Annotated in this window: 14 protein-coding genes and 1 riboswitch; of the genes, 2 read left to right on the top strand and 12 right to left on the bottom strand. The window is 26.7% G+C overall.

The window, feature by feature from the left end:
* Positions 1 to 2: 2 nt before the first annotated feature.
* The 4 genes from hydG to KQI36_RS10030 all read right to left on the bottom strand — a co-directional run bounded on the left by hydG (position 3) and on the right by KQI36_RS10030 (position 3,833).
* On the bottom strand, positions 3 to 1,379 hold the full coding sequence (gene hydG, locus KQI36_RS10045; RefSeq protein WP_061995694.1) for a [FeFe] hydrogenase H-cluster radical SAM maturase HydG: 1,377 nt from the start codon (positions 1,377 to 1,379) through the stop codon (positions 3 to 5).
* An 86-nt stretch (positions 1,380 to 1,465) separates the two neighbouring features.
* On the bottom strand, positions 1,466 to 2,503 hold the full coding sequence (gene hydE, locus KQI36_RS10040) for a [FeFe] hydrogenase H-cluster radical SAM maturase HydE (protein ID WP_216450917.1): 1,038 nt from the start codon (positions 2,501 to 2,503) through the stop codon (positions 1,466 to 1,468).
* 82 nt (positions 2,504 to 2,585) lie between these two features.
* Positions 2,586 to 2,834: a TM1266 family iron-only hydrogenase system putative regulator gene (locus tag KQI36_RS10035; protein WP_010297449.1), complete on the bottom strand. Its 249-nt coding sequence runs from the start codon at positions 2,832 to 2,834 to the stop codon at positions 2,586 to 2,588.
* Between the two features lie 582 nt (positions 2,835 to 3,416).
* Positions 3,417 to 3,833, bottom strand: a complete 417-nt coding sequence (locus KQI36_RS10030) for a hypothetical protein (protein ID WP_216450745.1) — start codon at positions 3,831 to 3,833, stop codon at positions 3,417 to 3,419.
* A gap of 525 nt (positions 3,834 to 4,358) precedes the next feature.
* On the opposite strand from KQI36_RS10030, the gene msrA reads away from it, so the two are divergent.
* Positions 4,359 to 4,934 (top strand): peptide-methionine (S)-S-oxide reductase MsrA, encoded by a 576-nt coding sequence (gene msrA / locus KQI36_RS10025; RefSeq protein WP_216450744.1) that lies wholly within the window; start codon positions 4,359 to 4,361, stop codon positions 4,932 to 4,934.
* Positions 4,935 to 4,987: 53 nt separating this feature from the next.
* Here msrA and KQI36_RS10020 read toward each other — a convergent pair whose 3' ends face one another.
* The 4 genes from KQI36_RS10020 to KQI36_RS10005 form a co-directional block, all read right to left on the bottom strand.
* A complete protein-coding gene (locus KQI36_RS10020; protein ID WP_216450743.1) occupies positions 4,988 to 7,474 on the bottom strand; it encodes an ABC transporter permease in 2,487 nt (828 codons plus the stop codon).
* On the bottom strand, positions 7,474 to 8,154 hold the full coding sequence (locus tag KQI36_RS10015; protein ID WP_061995690.1) for an ABC transporter ATP-binding protein: 681 nt from the start codon (positions 8,152 to 8,154) through the stop codon (positions 7,474 to 7,476). The genes KQI36_RS10020 and KQI36_RS10015 overlap by 1 nt, the downstream gene beginning before the upstream one ends.
* 260 nt (positions 8,155 to 8,414) lie before the next feature.
* Complete coding sequence (gene add / locus KQI36_RS10010) at positions 8,415 to 9,404, bottom strand: adenosine deaminase (protein ID WP_216450742.1); 990 nt, start codon at positions 9,402 to 9,404, stop codon at positions 8,415 to 8,417.
* A gap of 72 nt (positions 9,405 to 9,476) precedes the next feature.
* Positions 9,477 to 9,576, bottom strand: a riboswitch (purine riboswitch).
* Between the two features lie 352 nt (positions 9,577 to 9,928).
* Positions 9,929 to 10,660 carry a hypothetical protein gene (locus KQI36_RS10005; protein WP_216450741.1) on the bottom strand — a complete coding sequence of 244 codons (732 nt, stop codon included), beginning with the start codon at positions 10,658 to 10,660 and terminating at the stop codon, positions 9,929 to 9,931.
* Between the two features lie 187 nt (positions 10,661 to 10,847).
* On the opposite strand from KQI36_RS10005, the gene KQI36_RS10000 reads away from it, so the two are divergent.
* The gene (locus KQI36_RS10000) at positions 10,848 to 11,339 is read left to right on the top strand and encodes a cupin domain-containing protein (RefSeq protein ID WP_010297487.1); all 492 of its coding nucleotides are present in this window, start codon (positions 10,848 to 10,850) and stop codon (positions 11,337 to 11,339) included.
* Positions 11,340 to 11,495: 156 nt separating this feature from the next.
* Here the strand turns inward: KQI36_RS10000 and KQI36_RS09995 are convergent, their stop codons facing one another.
* From KQI36_RS09995 to KQI36_RS09980, 4 genes are all read right to left on the bottom strand, one after another.
* The gene (locus KQI36_RS09995; RefSeq protein ID WP_216450740.1) at positions 11,496 to 12,965 is read right to left on the bottom strand and encodes a methyl-accepting chemotaxis protein; all 1,470 of its coding nucleotides are present in this window, start codon (positions 12,963 to 12,965) and stop codon (positions 11,496 to 11,498) included.
* A gap of 646 nt (positions 12,966 to 13,611) precedes the next feature.
* Positions 13,612 to 14,277, bottom strand: coding sequence for an HD domain-containing protein (locus KQI36_RS09990; protein ID WP_010297494.1), 666 nt, complete (start codon positions 14,275 to 14,277; stop codon positions 13,612 to 13,614).
* Positions 14,278 to 14,929: 652 nt separating this feature from the next.
* Positions 14,930 to 16,927 (bottom strand): FAD-dependent oxidoreductase, encoded by a 1,998-nt coding sequence (locus KQI36_RS09985; protein WP_216450739.1) that lies wholly within the window; start codon positions 16,925 to 16,927, stop codon positions 14,930 to 14,932.
* A gap of 97 nt (positions 16,928 to 17,024) precedes the next feature.
* Positions 17,025 to 17,822 (bottom strand): MerR family transcriptional regulator, encoded by a 798-nt coding sequence (locus KQI36_RS09980; protein WP_216450738.1) that lies wholly within the window; start codon positions 17,820 to 17,822, stop codon positions 17,025 to 17,027.
* Positions 17,823 to 19,266 lie beyond the last annotated feature (1,444 nt).

The following is a 19,266-nucleotide window of genomic DNA, read 5'->3' as shown; positions in this document are numbered from 1 at the left end:
CTTTAGATATAAAGATCTCTTTTTCCTTCTTTTAATTTTTTAATATTTTCTTTGACAAGTTCTCTTATATCTTCTCTTTTTATATATTTTAAGTTATCTATTATAGTTTTTTCTGCTTTTTCAATAAACTTATCATCACCATAATCTAATGCATATTCCATTAATGTAGTCATAGCATTAGGCTCACATACATTTTGAATTTGTCCTGATTTGGCAAGAGTCATAAACCTTTCCCCAGTTCTTCCCTTTCTATAACAAGCAGTGCAATAGCTTGGAATATAACCGTCATCTAATAATTCATTTAAAACTTCTATAGGACTTCTATTATCTGAAACAGTAAACTGATCTACATTGTTACCTTCCTCTTGCTCTTTGTATCCACCAACACCAGTTATAGAGCCTGCACTAACTTGTGATACCCCATATTTTAAAAGTTCTTTTCTCATACTAGCACTTTCTCTAGTAGAAAGAATTATTCCTGTAAAAGGTACAGCTATTCTTATTATAGTAACTATTTTTTTGAAGGTTTCATCATCTACTAAATTAGGAAAGTTTTCTAAAGTCATACCTTCAGCTTTTTTAAGTCTTGGAACAGAAATTGTATGGAACCCTACATTGAATTTTTCTTCCAAATGTTCATTATGAATCATAAGTGATAATACTTCAAATTTATAATCAGCAAGTCCAAATAATACCCCAGCACCAACATCTTCTATTCCTGATTCCATAGCTCTATCAAAAGCTGTTAAGTGATACATATAATCAGATTTTAATGAGTTTGGATGCATTGCCTCATAACTTGGCTTATGATAAGTTTCTTGGAATAATATATATGTTCCTATATTGGCATCTTTTAATTTTTTATAATTTTCTACAGTAGTTGCGGCTATATTTACATTAACTCTTCTTATCTCTCCATTGCTATTTTGAGTTTTATATATTGTATCTAAACATTCAAGCACATACTCAATTGGTGCATTCACTGGATCTTCTCCAAGTTCTAATGCCAATCTTTTATGACCCATTTTTTCTAAAATTCTAACTTCCTCAGCAACTTCTGCTTGAGTTAACTTTCTTCTATTAAATTTATTACATCTTTTATATCCACAATAAACACAGTTGTTTACGCAATAATCACTAACATAAAGAGGCGCAAAAAGAACTACTCTTTTTCCATAAATAGATTGTTTTATATCTCCTGCAATTTTATACATTTCCATTAATTGATTTTCATCTTCAATTTGAAGTAATATTGCTATATCTTCATGACTTAATCCTTTACGTTCTTTAGCTTTATCTAAAACCCTTTGTATATCTTCCTTTGATGCACTTTTAGCCTTTTCTAAAATACTTTCTATATAATCATGTTTTATAAACATAAAAATCCTCCATTATCAATAAACTTATTATTTTTAACTTTATTTCTTGTTATTAAAATTATAATTAGCAATTTAGTACAGTTATATTATAATACTTTGCTATCTCCTCTTGATATTTCAACTTTAAATCCAATAGAATTTATTCTATCCTCTATCTCTTTTTTACATTCTGCAGCTTCATCACCACTTGATACTTTACCATTATAAAGTGCATATTTTTCTCGCACCTTATTAGGTGATAAATTTGGCATAACTACATTAGCTCCTGCTTTTATACCTTTTTCTCTACCATTTGAATCTATTGTTCCTAACGCTGTAGTTGCTGGTAATAAGACTTTTGGAACTAACAGCCTTGTCAATGCTAACATTATTATTGTTTTTTTAGTGGTTCCACTTTTTTCATCTTTAAATATGGTGTCTTTATGAGGAATAAATGGCCCTATTCCACACATATGTGGTGTAAGTTTTTTTATAAATAATAAATCTTTAACTAAATCTTCATTAGTTTGACCTGGTATTCCTACCATAAATCCAGCACCAATTTGGTATCCAAGTTCTTTTAAATTCAACAAACATTGTACTCTATTTTCAAAACTACTATTAGGATGAAGACTTTCATAAAGATTTTTATTAGCAGTTTCATGTCTTAACAAATATCTATCTACACCTGCTTTTTTTATATCTTTATATGACTTATAACTTCTTTCTCCAATAGATAAAGTTACAGCACTATCTGGACATTTCTTTTTTATACTCTGAACAATATCTATTATTTTCTCATCAGTAAAATATGGATCTTCTCCACCTTGTAATACAAAGGTTTTATATCCTAATTTATCTCCTTTTTCTACACACTCTAAAATCTCATCTTTAGTTAACCTATATCTCTGAGCATTTTTATTACATGCCCTTATTCCACAATATATACAGTTTCTACTGCAGTAATTAGTAAATTCTATAAGTCCTCTTATGTACACACTGTTATTATAATTGTGTATAGCTGTTTTATGAGCTAGTTCTGTAAGATAGTTAATCCCTTCTTCATCTAAATTGTTTAGTAAATATAAAAGTTCCTCTTCATTTAAATTATTAGTACTATATAGTTTGTCTAAAAGTTTTTTTATAGCCATGTTTCCTCCATAAAATTTAATTAGGCATGTGAAAAGAAATAATAGACCAAAGATTTGAAACATATTTGATTATGCCTTATATCTCAACTTTAGAAATTGACGTCTTAACGGTAACTCCTTCTATATTTCCAAGCTTACCAGTAAGACTATTTATCTCATTCAACTCACCTGTAACAACTATAGATATAACTGAAATTCCCTCTTCAAAAGGTATACCCATTCTACCTTTTATACTTCCTCTAAATTTTGTGATAACTTCATTAAACTCATTTTGACAACTAATTGGCTCTTCAAGTATTGCACTTATAACAGCTATTTTTTTCATATATAATTCCTCCATAAATTTAAGCATAATCAAATAAATAATAAGTCAGCATTCTTACTTATTTGTCTTTTATTTCTATTTTTTTAAATATGCCTAATATATTTTTTAAAAAACTCAAAAAGACTAGTCTTCTAAAAGAAAACTAGTCATATAAATATACACCTTATATACACCCCATATAATATGATTTTAAATCTATTATATTATAATGGAGCTACAAATAAATTGCTCAATTTTTATATAGTTTTAAATTAAAAACTATATATTTTAAGCAATATGTATTCTTATAAAACCATTAATAAATGATTTTATACATTCTATATTTATATCATTACTTCTCTTTCAGATTAGATTTTCTCTTTTCTGTCAGACATCATTTTATAAAGTATAAAAAATTGAAACTCTACTTATTACATTAGAATTTTATAATATAGCTAAATATATTTTAAACAAAAAAATAAAGAATTCTCTTTATTTAAATGAATAATAAATACAACTATATAATACTGCTATTTAGAAAGATTTGTCAATACAAATTAAGTCATAATCAACTCTTTTGCTTATTCTTTCTTTTTGTATGCATTATTCCACTTGTTTTAAAAGTCTACGAACTACATCATTTACTTTCACCTCTGGAAGTTCATAGTCTGCTATAACTAATACTAATTTAATATCATTACTTGATGGATCCCATTTATAAGCTTTTATATCTAAAACTGAATCTTCACCTACTAATTCTTCTAAATCTAAAGCCAAATCTTCAGCTACTGTAAGATACTCATCAAATAATTCATCTTCACTTAATTCTTTTGGATCAAAACCTGCTTCTATTATCATCTCATTTAATATATCTATGCTAACACTTAAATTATATGCTAATATATCTTCTCTTTTTGACCCCTTACACATGTCTTTTACAACCTTAAAATCTGTTTCACTTTCAATTTTATTTTTAAATTCTTTGCTATCTACAGCTTCATTTCCTAAAACTACGTACATATATTTCCTCCTAAAATTATATTTTAAGTTTGTTTTTATCTTTTATATAAGACCTCAATTTTTAATTCATTATCTTACCTAAAATATTTATTATTTTTATTGATAATAAAGGACTTACATAATTTTAAATACAAACTTTAAATCCTGGATTCTTATTTTAAGCTAAAATAAAAATCTCTATGTATAAATTAATATTTGCACTTATATTCCTGTACATCTTTATACTTTACAAATTATTGTATTAAAAGTCAATTATAAATAAAAACTTTAAATTTTACTATTATATTTTTATAAATATACAGGAAAACACGCTCCAATTTAAATTTATTCAATAGCTTTAAAATATTTTCATACAAGATATAGTGTTGAATTCTAAATGATTTTAAGTATGTCTCACTATTTTGAGTATCTAAGTTTTGGAATATATAATTTAAAAAATAATCTTGGCATCCTATATATTATGCTGTAAATTTTTGAATTTAAATGATAAAATTTTTATAACTTATTATGAAAGGGGGTGTTATTATGTGTACTAAAAATTATGAAAAAGCTATATTTGCTGGTGGATGTTTTTGGTGTATGGTATCACCTTTTGATATTTTAGATGGAATCATAAAAGTTACCTCTGGATATATCGGAGGCACATTAGATAATCCAACTTATAAAGATGTAAAAAGTCAAAGTTCTGGTCATTATGAAGCTATAGAAGTTATCTTCGACCCTAAAGTAATATCTTATAAAGATCTTGTAGATGTATTTTGGCGTCAAATTGACCCAACAGATGATGAAGGACAATTTCAAGATAGGGGAAATTCATATAGAGCTGCAATATTTTATTTAACTGAAGGTCAAAAGCTTATAGCTGAAGAGTCAAAAGAAAATCTTAACAATTCCAAGCGATTTGAAAAACCAGTAATAACAAGAATTTTGCCTGCTACTACATTTTATAATGCTGAGGAATATCATCAAAATTTTTATAAAAAGAACTCTAAAGAATATAAAAAAGATCGTGAAAAGTCTGGTCGTGATGAATTTATAAATAAGTATTGGGGTGACGAATATTACAATATATATGAAACCTTACCACTTAAAGAGGAATAATATAAAACAACGTCCATTTATAACCATTGTTTGGTTATAAATGGACGTTGTAATTACTCTATACTTCTTAATGAATCTATAATACTATCTTTAAACACTTTTCTTAATGGTAATAATGCTGATATTGCACATACTGTTATAGATATAATTAAGGAAAGTACTATTGAGACTATTGGAATATGAAATGCTATAATTTTATTTGAACTTCTCTTTACTATATAAGATAATATATACACTAATATTGTACCTAAAATTGACCCTGAGAGTCCTGAAGCTATGCCATAAAACAAACCTTCTTTTAATATCATTTCTTTTACTCCTTTGTTGCCTATTCCTATGGCTCTTAGCATACTTATATCTTTTTTTCGTAAAATTACACTCATATTCATAACATTTATAATGTTTATTATTACAACTATAAAAACAATAGCTATAAAGCTATATAATATCGTCAACTGATCTTTGCTATCTTTTTTCAGTTTTTCTAGCTCACTTTTATAATCTAATAGGGTTATTTCTTTTGAATTTTTTATTTCTTTATTGATTAATGTTTTTACATTATCATACTGGTTTTCATCACTTAAACTTACCTTTAAATTACTATAGTTTTTTACATTTAAATACCTTTCCATAGCCTCATTAGACATTATAGTTGTTATACATCTTTCACTTAATTTCACCTTACTTTCATCTAAAACTGCTATAACTTTAAATTCTACAGTATTATCACCTTTAAACTCCCCATGTTCATCATATAAAGGAATTTTTAACTTTACAAAATCATCTTCACTTGCTTTACTATATTTGTTTTGTATTAAAATCACATATGGATTTTCTCTCATTTCTTCATAATCAATCTCTCCATCTATAACAAACTCCTTAAGCTTTTCTATTTCATCTTTTTCATATCCATATGAATCACAATAAAATCTATAAATTCCTTTATTTAAATTATCTAGTGATGATTTATTACCTCCACAAGAAGCCTTTAAGTATTCACATCCTGCACTAGTTACATTATCCTTAGCTAATTCTAATCCATTACTTATAGATTTTTCTTTATCTTTTATATTAACAGAATGCATTTTAGATATATTTTCAATGTTATTTTCGCTTATTCCTTGATTACCTTTTATTGAAGAAGATTGAATTATGAAATCTCCACCAAATTTATTTTTAAAATCTTTAATAGGGTCCATTGTTCCTATTAAGAAATTCACTCCAAAAAACATTATTATTGTTATATTAAAAGATATAACTGTTGTTATAAAACGTTTTTTATTTCTAATTAAATTTAAATAGGCCATATTAGATATAAATGAGAAATTTTTTCTAAATTTTTCTTCTGGTTCCAATCCTGGTTTTAACATATGACCCTTCAACTCTAAATTATTATTTGAAAAAATAGCTTCCATAGGTGTTATTTTTGAAGCTTTTTTAGCAGGGAAATACGAACCACCTATTATAGATAAGAATCCCACTATGCAAGACCATTTTAATCCATCTGTAGGTATATAAAAATTAGATAAATTAACATTATTTATAAGTAATGTAATAAAAGCTCCTCCAATTAATATACCTATAGGTATAAATATCACCCCTAAAGTAATCCCTTCTAAAATAACTAAAATTTTAATTTTTCCTGGTGATGTACCTAAAGCTCTAAATATACCAAAATCTTTAGTTCTTTCTGTAACCATTATGTTAAAGATATTATAAATAACAATTGCCGCTACTACTCCTACAACCCAAAATATCATTTTAAATGTTCCATTTAAAACTTTTATTCCATTTAATGCAAATTCTTTAAAATAATTATGGTATATAGACATTTGTTCATAATCCTTAGTAACACCTAATATAATATCAATATCTTCTAAAGAATATTTATCTTTTTTTATTCCATATGCACTATATTTTGCTGGAAAATACTTAACTATTTTTTTAGCATAATCATCAGTTATATATGCCTTACCTCTATTTTTTAATGAATCTTCTTCTCTTGTGTACTTTATAACACCTACTAAAGTAAACTCATTTTCACCAGTTAATTTCTTGTTTTGTGAACTATTATTTTCATAACTTAAATTTATCTTGTCGCCTAATTTATAGTTTGGAAGGATTTCATCTAAAATCCAAGATTCAATTGCTATTTCATTCTCTTTTTCTGGATATTTACCTTTTAAAAGTTTAAAGTTTAAAATATGTTTTGCATTTTCATCATAACCATCTATTGATATTTCTGTTTTGGAATCTTTAACTTTATGAATACCAACATTAGTAACCATCGTTGCTTTTTTAAAAATTTCATCTTCTTTGAATTTACTCATGTTTTTATATCCATTTTCATATGCCAGAACATCATAAATTCCGCCAGAAGCATCTATATATCCCTGTTTTGCATTTTTAATTATAGAGCTTTCAATTATGCTTAAAGATGTAATAAGGGCCGCTGCTAGCATAATTGATACTCCTATTAAAAAATTTCTTTTCTTATTCTTTAATATATTACGTGGAATAAGCCCCCAAAAACTTTTCATTAATGAGTCCTCCTATCTCCACTTATCTCGCCGTCAGATATAGTTATTATTCTATCTGCTCTTTCTGCTATTTTAGGATCATGTGTTATCATAACTAAAGTTTGATTATATTTCTTAATTGACATTGTAAGTAGATCCATTACTTCTTTACTATTTTTACTATCTAAGTTTCCAGTAGGTTCATCGGCAAATATTATTGAAGGTTTTGTAATTAACGCTCGTGCTATTGATGCTCTTTGTTGTTGTCCTCCTGATACTTCTCCAGGAAGGTGTCTTTTTCTATCAGTAAGTCCTAAAGTTTCTATTATTTCCTTAAAATAATCTTCATCAACTTTTCTTCCATCCATTAAAATTGGTAATTTAATATTTTCTTCTATAGAAAGTATAGGAATAAGATTAAAAAACTGAAATATAAATCCTATATTAGTTCTTCTAAACTTAGAAAGCTCCTTTTCACTCATAGAATATATTTCTTTTCCATTAATATACACTTTACCACTTGATGGTTTATCAAGACCTGCTAAAAGATGTAATAGTGTACTTTTACCAGAACCACTTGGACCTATAATGGCAGTAAACTCACCTTCATTTATACTAAGATCCGTAGGTTTTAAAGCTTTAACTTCCGTTTCTTTAAATCCGTAGCTTTTAGTTAAATATTCAGTTCTTAAAAGTTCCAAAACTTTTCCTCCTTTCATCCCTCTTTAGAATATATAATATATATTATAGTTCATTTGGTAAATATATACTATATTAATATACATAATTTTCATAATATTCTGTTTTTATTCTAACCTTTTGTAAAAATTTAAATGTAATAAATAACTCTTAACCTATAATTTTATATAGAAAAAACCTGTGTTTAAAAATTTAAATCTTATTTTTAACACAGGTTTTCTATTATTATTTTTAATTTTTCTAAGTTAAATAATTCATTTAACTAAATAAACTGTTTTAACCACTCTTTAGTGTCTTCGTCTGCAAATGTTGCTTCCACTGTTTTTAAATATATATTCTTATAATCATCATTATTTATTTTAAATTTCTCAAAGGCAATATTGCATTCATTTGTCATATCTATATTAGAAACTGTTCTATTGTCTGTATTTATTGTAACGTTGATTCCATCTTTGTAAAAATCATAAAACGGATGGCTATCAAAAGATTTTACAGCCTTAGTTTGAACGTTACTTGTTGGGCATGTTTCAAGAGTTATCCCTTTTTCTTTTACTATTTTATAAGCTTCATCACAGTTAGTTATAAATATTCCATGACCTATTCTTTCTGCACCTAAAAGTTTTACTGCATCTAAAACATTTATACCAAATCCTGTTTCACCAGCGTGAATAGTTACTCTATATCCATATTCTCTAGCAAGTCTTATGGCTTTTACAAAATCATGTACAAATCCCTTTTCTTCTGGTCCACATAAATCTATGGCAACAACATAATTTCCTAAGAATTTTTTTCCTTCTTCAATAACTTTTATAGCTGCATCCTCGCCCATATTTCTCATACAACTTAGTATTAAATTTCCTTTTATTTCATACTTTTCTTCCCCAAGTTTTATACCATCAATTACACTTTGTATAATCTCATCTACTGATAACCCTTTTAATGTGTGAAGTAATGGTGCAAATCTTATTTCTATATATTTAACATTTTCCTTTGCTGCATCCTCTAATAATTCAAAGGTTATTCTTTTTAAACTTTCTTTTGACTGCATTATATCATTTGGTATTTTAAATCTTTCTAAATATTCATTTAAAGACTCACAATCAAATGGTGCTATAAGTGCCTTTTTTATATCATCTATATCATATGAAAATAGTTTAATATCTTCCTTTTTAGCTAAATCTAGTATTGTTTCTGGTCTAACACTTCCATCCAAATGACAATGTAAATCTATTTTTGGCAAACAATTTTTCATTAATAAATTCCCCCTATTATATAAAATATTTTATGTAACATAACAAAAAAATTCCTGATTACGAAGAAGATAATGTTACACTCTCTTCTTCGTAATCAGGAATTTACGGTACCTGGTAGAGACCCCCAAACCATATTATTGGAGTTATACGAAGTTACTACTTTTTAGTGATTATAAATGGTTTAAAGAAAAGTGTCAATAGATTTTTATTAAAATTTTACATTTTAAATATATTTATATAGAGTTCCCAAATTAAATCTTAAACTTATTCATTTATCAAATGAGAAAACTTAAATTAATATTTTTTCAATAACTAACAGATTATTTTAGTTAAGAGTTAATAGTGAATAGTTGAGGTTATTACTACTCACTTTGTTCCTAGTAATTCTCAACGTATTTTTAAATTTAAGAAACTGATACCCAGTTTCTTCAATAATTCTTAACTAACTATATTTGTTCTTATTTTTCTCAACTGATAACAAAAATTTGATGAATAAATTTAAATTGGAGCTTGTTTCCCTATATTATTCACAATTAAACATATTTACATGCATATTAAATACATTTCTACATCTCTTTTGATGATTAGTTATTATATCTTTTAAATTCATACCATCTACAGCACCTGTTTTAAGATTTTTAAAACATTCTAAATTTTCAACATGTAATCTAATTATGGTTTCCACCATTGTATCATGTAACTCCATAGATTGGTCTAAAGTTAAATCCTTACTCAATGCCATAAACTCATTAAGCTTACTATTAAAATCATCAAACCATTTATTTAATTCATTGGTTAAATCCATATTCTCTGAAGGACTCATACTTTTATTACACTGAAACTTTTCAACATGAAATTGAAATGTCTTTCTAAATCTATTTACATGAGTTTCTACTATTCTTTGAAACTCCATTTTATCCGGTGATTTTTCTTTTACTTTTTTAAAGCATGGTATGTTATTTGCATGTTGCATAAACATATTTTCAAAAAAGTTTACATGAAATTTTAGAACCTCATCATTACTTAATCTTCCTGAAATTTTTGCAAGTTCAAAAAAAGCTTTTTCAAAAGTTCCCTTTACTGCTTGTTTAACTAAATCCATTTGAACCATATTTCCTGATGTTTGCCTATAAAAACTATTCCAAATCTCAAGACCATTATGTTTTTGAATAATATAATCATTAGATTTATACCTGTCATTTCCTCCAGATATATTTTCTAAATATCTTTTATCAATACAAATTTCTCTTAACATAAACAAAACTCCCTTTTCAATACTCTATATACATAATATGTTTTAAATTACATAAAGTTCTTATTTTGCGCAAAAACCATTACTGAAATAAGTTTTTATTTATTAGTCATATTTTTTTCTTGTAAATCTATAACAAATGTATTAATATTGTTTATAAATATTTTAATTGATAAAGGAGATTGCAAAAATGATAAGAAACGCAGACTATTTTATAAAATCTTTAGATATGATTGCTCATCCTGAAGGAGGCTATTTTAAAGAATGTTTCCAATCTGATGAAAACATAAAAGTTAATCATACTAATGACTCTAGACACCTTTGGACCAGTATATATTTTTTATTAAGAACTGGAGAAGTTTCTAATTTTCATATTCTTGAATCCGATGAAATGTGGTACTACCACAGTGGTTCCCCTTTAACAATATACATGATTTCTCCTAGCGGTGAACTAATAACAAAACAATTAGGTTTAAATATAGAAAAAGGCGAATCACCACAGGTTTTAGTTCCTAAAGGATACATATTTGGTTCAAGCATGAATGAAGATGGATTTGCTTTAGTAGGATGCATGGTATCTCCTGGATTCCACTTTGATGATTTTAAACTTTTCTCAAGAAGTGATTTAATGAGTAAATATCCAGAACATGAGAATATCATAGAAAAACTTACAAGAGAATAATAATATAACTTTTATTTTAAATTAATAATCTTAAGTAAAAGTGGACAGTTAAAAAGCATTGCTAACAGTAGCTTTTTAACTATCCACTTACTGAAATGGACAATTTTCAATTTTCTAATTTTCCGAATTTATAAATTAAAATTTTAAATTAGAATGTTAAATGTAAGTTGTCATCTGTTCCGCTAAAACTAATAATTCCTCTAAATATTTTTTAGCATTCTTAACCTCTTCAAAAAGCATATCTACTTCTGATTTGGTGCTTTGAGAGTTAGCTAAAGTTTCTTCTGAAATCGATGCCATATTTTCTATTCTGTCATTAATTTTTAAGTTATCATCATTTATTTGATTTATTCTTCCATTAACTTTTATAACTTTTCCTTCCAAAGTAATCATCTCTGTTTTTAATGCCTCTAAATTTTCAGTAGTTGTCTTTACTAAAGTATCTTCCTCACCCATTATATTTGAAACATCTGTTATGGATTGAGAAACATTTAAAACCTCACTTTCTAAACTCCCTATAATGTTACTTATCTCTTGAGAAGATTCTTTACTTTGCTCTGCAAGCTTTCTTATTTCTTCTGCAACAACAGAAAAACCTTTTCCATATTCACCTGCTCTTGCTGATTCTATAGCAGCATTTAACGCTAATAAATTAGTTTTATCTGATATATCTTCAATAATATTAATTATAGAAATAACTTTATTGGTTTTTGATACTAAATCCTTAGATATATTGTGAACATTATCATTTTTGCTTTTTATTATTTTTGATTTATTGCCTAACTCTTCAACTATATTAAAAGTGTTTATAAAAGTATTTTTACTTTCAGTAAAATGATTACCCATTTCAATAGATTCTTTTACTGTACTTTCAATATCATTTTTTATATTATTTGATGCAACATTTTGATCTTCTATACTTACTGCTGTTACTTCACAACCATTTAAAATTTCCTCTATTGCAACTTGAATAGTATCAGAAGATTTTTCTATTATATTAAATGTATTTTCAATAGAATTACTATTAGTATTTAAAAGCTCTGTTGCCTTTTTCATTTGCTCTATTATTTCTTTTTGTTCACTTACTAGTTTAATAGTCCTTTCTTTTTCCTGTAATCCTGCTTTTCTAACTTTATTAGAAATTTTTGTTACCACATATGATAATATAAAGAACAAAAATATAATTACTTCTAAAAAAATAACCTTTGATTGTATCGCTACATTTCCAATATTTAATATAATCCAAATAATATTAAATATTGATGCACCTATTAAAATCCTTAATAAAAATTTTTCTTCTAAATAAACCATACAAATAACAACTAGTAAAAGTATAGGTATTGGTGATAACGTACTTTTACTTCCAAATAAGCCAATAGCATAAATTATAGCATAAGGTATACTTACTAATTGTCTTACCTTTTCATTTCCCTTATCTTTAATATAAAAACAAAACATTATAGCTGTAGAGATAGCTGCTATCGCTATTGCTATCCATGCTAAAAATTCACTTATAGCATTATGTTGAGACATAAAATATAGCCATATAGAATTAGCAAAAGACAATGTTAAAGTTCCAAAAACAAAACATTTATTAATTACTTCTTTAACTTTAAAATCTCCCATAATATTCTCCCATCTTTTAATATAAATTTAACATAATTGTTAGTTATTGTTATATATAGGGAAACAAGCTCAAATTCAAATTTATTCAATAACTTTAAAATATTTTTATACAAAATTTAGTGTTGAATTCTAAGCGATTCAGAGCATGTCTCACTATTTTGGGTATCCAAGTTTTGGAATGGATAATTTTAAAAGTCAACTTGGAACCCTATAATTAAATCATTTTTATAGTCTCCTATAAATTCTTATATATGTATTTTAATACAAATTTAAACAAAATAGTATACTTTATTCATTAAATGTAACAATTTTGTCTTAAACTTCCTAAAATTTCATCTTAGAACCATTACTTTCAAAACCACTATATTTATATTTTTTATATTTTGAAATTTATTCTTAGTAAATTTTATTTTCATTACATAAAAAAGAGCTATATAATGGTAATTTTATAAGATTATCATTATATAACTCTAATATTAATTCTTTTAATCATATAGGGAAACAAGCTCAAATTTAAATTTATTCAATAACTTTAAAATATTTTCGTGCAAGATTCAGCATTGAATTCTAAATGATTCGGAGCATGTCTCACTATTTTAGGTATCCAAGTTTTGGAATGAATAATTTTAAAAGTCAACTTGGAACCCTATAACATTTTAGTTTCATTGATTATTAAGTTAAATTCAGCCTTTAAAAAGTCTGCTGCCTTTTTACAAAGCAACATACGAGTAAGAAATATTTCAAAATATTCTATCAGCGGACATATAGTAGTATCTATCGTTAATGCTAACTCTATTTTTCTGCTTATTTTATGAACTTTTACATCTGCTTTTTCTACAGCATAATTTACTCTATCATGTATATCAAATGTGGCAAAATCAGTATTTCTTACCCTTGATCGTCTTACATCAACTTTATCAGCTAATATTAATGCTGCAGCTACTGGATTTATAGGAATTCCAACTTCTTCATCATGATTTCCAACTGAAGATACTATAATACCTATTTCTTCTGGACTCATACCTAATCTAGTTAAAATATTAAAACAAATACATGCTCCTGTTTGAGCATGCTCTTGTCTATTTACCATATTTCCAATATCATGTATATATCCTGCAATCTTTGCAAGTTCCACTTCTCTCTTACTAAATCCTAGATGCTCTAATATATTACCTGCAGTTTCTGCAACTTTTATTACATGCCCAAAATCGTGTTTTGTATATCCTTTTACACCTAAGTGTCTATCACCTATTTCTATGTAAGTTTTAAATTCTTTATTATTTTTTATATCTTCAAATGTTATTAATGGCATAAACTCACTCCTTATTATAACTATCCACTATTCAATAATCTTGAGTTTATTCTTACCTAAAATATTAGTTTTTATAAAAAAGAAATGCTAAATAAATAAAATTCAACATATTTCATGATACATCTTATGTTAAGGTTCAACTTGCTATAATAGATTTAGATAAACAAGTAGTGTTTAAATTTAAATACATCATATGTTAAGGTTCAACCATTGAAAAATAGCCATTCTTTATTTCTTATTATACATCCAAACTATTGATTTTACTAGGTTTTATTGTTTTTTACCAGTGATTTTTATTTTTTAAGCTCAATAAGTAAAATACCTTTTTAACTTAGTATTTTCAAGGCATTACAAGTTTTTAGTGAATATTTTGCTGGTAAAATTCATTATTTTTTATACTTTTTCAATTCAAAACCACTATTCTTTTATAAGTAAAATATATTTCATTCAAGATAAAAACCTACTCTTAATTTTTGTTTCAATAGTTAGAACATGTGTAAAAATTCATATGCTATATCTAATATACTAAAAATTATTCAAACAAGAATTTTATTTAAATAATAAATATAAAAAACAAAAGTTATGATAATAATCCTTAAGAATAAAAACTAGATATGGACATATATCCATATCTAGTTTTCATAAAGACATCTTAAATATTTTTAGCTACTTCATATGCACTCCAAATAGCATACATAATATTTTGAACCTTATTAGCATCTCCAATTAGCCTTGCATTAGGAATATCAAATCTAACTTCATTATATAAATCTTTTTCAGATAAATATCCAATAGCTACAACAGCACTATCAACCTTAATAATTGATTCTTCTCCATTTGTATTTAATACAAAACCTTTATCTGTTTTCTTGCTTATATAAGAATTTGTCTTAACATTAATATTATTAAATTTAATTAAATCATTAAGCATATCGTGATTTGCATGACATAAAGGTCCACCTACTTGTAGAATATCCTTTTGCATTTCTACAATTGTAACATCTTTTCCCTGTTGCTTTAACCAAAGAGCTGTTTCACATCCAACAAGACCTCCACCAATTACAACAACCTTTTCCCCAACATTTTTTCTTTCCATTAAAACATCTTCTGCTGAATAAACATTATCAGCACCTTCAATAGAAAGTGTTCTCGGAGTAGAACCTGTTGCTAAAAGTATCTCATAACCTTCAAACTCTTTAATACTTTCTTTTGATACATTCACGTTTAATTTTATTTCAACACCTAACTCTTTAAGTGTACCTTCATACCACTTAACAAGTGCACGATCATCATCTTTAAAATCTGGAACTCCTCCTGGTACAATATTACCTCCAAGGTAACCATTTTTCTCAAGTAATGTAACTTTATGTCCACGAATAGCTGCAACTCTTGCTGCTTCCATTCCTGCAACACCGCCACCTACAACAAGTACCTTTTTAATACATTCAGCTTTTTCTAGTCCATATTCTTTTTCACGTCCGCAGGCAGGATTTACAGCACAAGATACCGTTGCAAAGTTTTGTAATCTTCCCATACATCCTTCTTGACAAGATAAACATGGTCTAACCTTATCATATTTACCTTCAAAAATCTTATTTGGAATTTCTGCATCTGCAAGAAGTGGTCTTCCTAAAGCTATCATATCTGTTTTTCCTGATAATATGGCATCACTTGATAATTCTGGATCTTCCATTCTTCCTGCTGTAATAATAGGTACATCTACTGCTTTTTTAAGTATTTCATTATATGGAAGGTATAGCCCTTTCTCTTGATACATTGGTGGATGACTCCAATACCAAGAATCGTAAGATCCAACATCTCCGTTTAAAGCATCATATCCTGCTGCAACAAGTATCTTTGCAGCTTCAATTCCTTCTGGAATATCTCTTCCTTTTTCTTCAAACTCTTCCCCTGGTAAGCCACCTTTACACCAATCTTTAATGAAACTTTTTATACTGTATCTAAGAGATACTGGGAAGTCTTGTCCACATCTTTGTTTAATCTCTTCCACAATTTCACATGCAAATCTTAAACGATTTTCAAGTGACCCACCATATTCATCAGTACGATGATTAAATAAAGAAATTGCAAATTGATCTAATAAATATCCTTCATGTACTGCATGAATTTCAACTCCATCAAATCCAGCTTTTTTTGCAATTTCTGCTGAATCTCCAAAAGCTTTTACATATTTTTTTACTTCTTCTGTAGTTAATTCACGGCATGTAACTCCTGGTAAAAATCTATGTGGAATTTTAGAAGGTGCTACAGCTACCTTTCCTACAATAGATGGTATACTTACTCTACCAAAACCTGCTGATAATTGTAAAAAGATTTTAGCTCCATATGAATGAACTCTTTCTGTCATCTCATTACCTGTTGTAATAAAATTTAAAGGGTTAATTGTTGGGCATGGCATAGATGGTAATGCGCATTTTTCAATGGCGTTTTCCACCATAGTTACACCTGTCATAATTAATCCTGTTCCACCTTTTGCACGTTCTACATAAAACTCAATTCCTCTTTTATTAAAACTACCATCAGCGTTACACATTCCACCTGGTCCCATTGGAGCTAAAACATATCTATTTTTAATCTCTAATTTTCCAATTTTAATTGGGTCGTAAAGCACCTTATATTTATCTTTCATTTTCTTTCTCCTTTCTGAATTCACATTTATATTTTTAATGTTTTCCTGTTAATTTCAGTATAGAGCATAAAGGAACTTTACTTTCAAGAGGATATTGTTATATTTTTATCGAAATCCATAATTCTATATAAGGATGTAACTTTGAGCCTTTCTCAACCTCAACTAATAATATCTTTCCCCAGGCTATTTCACCTAATTCCAGCCCCTTTTTCATTATAAATTCAGAGGCTTCTTTAAATACTTTTTGAGGATATTGTGTAAAATCCTCATCTGCCATTACAATTGTATGTATACAAGATGTACTTTTCAATTCCCTGGTATGTAATCCTAATGGTAAGTTCAGTTCCTTCCTCTTTTCTGTCTTCACTAGATATCCAAAACTGCTCATTCCCATTCTTGAATCAAATACCCCTAATTGAACTGTAGGCATTGCTTTTACCCATTGATGAATTATCTTTTGGGAGCTACGTTTTTTTGAAAGCCATCCACATTCATCATCGCATATAATTGTTATTTCAGGCGATTTTGCAAACTCATATTTATTTAATAGTTCTTTAATTCTTCTTATACTAATAAGATGTTCTCCAATAGCATCTGCTAAATTCATATAATATTCAGCCTTTTTTAAAGCTTCTAATTGATACATTGTCTCTCTTTCTTCTATCAACTTATAATTATTTTCCTTCCCACCAAATTGTGTAATGATGGTTTTCATAGGCATTTCCATTGAACGATACTTTGTATAGGAAAGCAATCGAAATACATCTACAACATTATAATAACGATGGCCGTTTTTTCCTTTTTCCACTTCAATTAAATGCTCTTTCTCAAAATAGTGAATAGCACTTGTAGTACATCCAAGAATTTCTGCTAAATCTGTAATACTATATTTCATAATTTACCCCTTTCTGCATAAAGTAACTTTAGGTATTTATCGGTAAAATTCTTATATTTTTTACTACTTTAATTATACATTTAATATCCATCATATATTAAAATCTTTTTAAAATAAAAACCTATCCTAAGCATTAAATATAACACTTTAGGATAGGCATATTCTATTAGTTAATAAAATTTAAAATACATCTTGTGTTAAGATTCAACTAATCAAACAAATTGGTTTAGTAAACAACATAGTTAATTTAAATACATCATATGTTAAGGTTCAACTTTCCAATGCTTAGATAAACAATGGGATTTACTAAAATTTAAATACATCATATGTTAAGGTTCAACCATTGAAAAATAGCCATTCTTTATTTCTTATTATACACCTTAACCATTGATTTTACTAGGTTTTATTGTTTTTTTACCAGTGATTTTTCTTTTTTTAAGTTAATAAGCAAATTCTCCTTCAAACTTAGTACTTTCAAGGTATTATAAGTTTTTAATGAATATTTTACTGGTAAAATTCATTAATTGTATATTTTTATTTTCCTCACTTATTAAAAAGTAACTTCTAGATGACACTAACCCTTTGGATAACTTTCCTTCTTTATAAATTTTAATTATGCAATCTAACTACTATATAATTTATATATTTAAAAAATTACAGATATAAGCGCAATTTTTTGTTAATCTTTTTTCTCAACTGATAACAAAAATTTTATGTATAATCTTAAGTTGGAGATTATATCCCCGTGCATAAAGCTAAGCCACTTTATTCCAATAAAATATTTTTCTTTTAAGCTTTTAATACATTATGTAATAATAAAGATTTTAAATAAGCTATTCATTGAAAATTGATTTAGAAACTCTTATAGATTTTTGTTTGATTTTTTGACCTAATCCAAGGACAGATTAGCCGGTGCACCAGACAAGGACGTCGCTTCTCCGGGTAGTCATAAAAATCAGATAAAAATATATTTAGAGTTTCTTTGAAATTTTCACAGACTAGCATTTTTAATTTTTTCATTATTACTTTTTAACACTATAAATTTGGGATTTCTAGCCTTAGTTTTACGCCTATGATTATATCCCTATATAATATGAATTCTTTATATTATACTCATTACATTATAATATTTTTATTTACTTTCATATTAAATTTAAAAATAATATAAAACTGAATAAACTTGCTAATTTCTTTTAAAAAACATAAAAAAGAGTCGGAACTCTCTCCTCTTAATGCATATATGAATAGTGAGAGCTTAATTTTAGGAGGGTTTGTTTATGTTATATGAATTAAATTTTAATGAAGTTGAGGCTATTAAAGCAAATGTTAGTTTTGATGATATTTTAATTTTAGATTATATATTTAAAAATCATAATAAATTTATATCTAAAGTTTTTAATGGAGAAAAATACTACTGGCTAGATTATGATGAAATGTTAGAAAA

It is taken from the genome of Clostridium senegalense, assembly GCF_018916625.1.
Taxonomy (GTDB): Bacteria; Bacillota; Clostridia; order Clostridiales; family Clostridiaceae; genus Clostridium_J; species Clostridium_J senegalense.
This window is presented reverse-complemented; position numbering and strand designations above follow the sequence as displayed.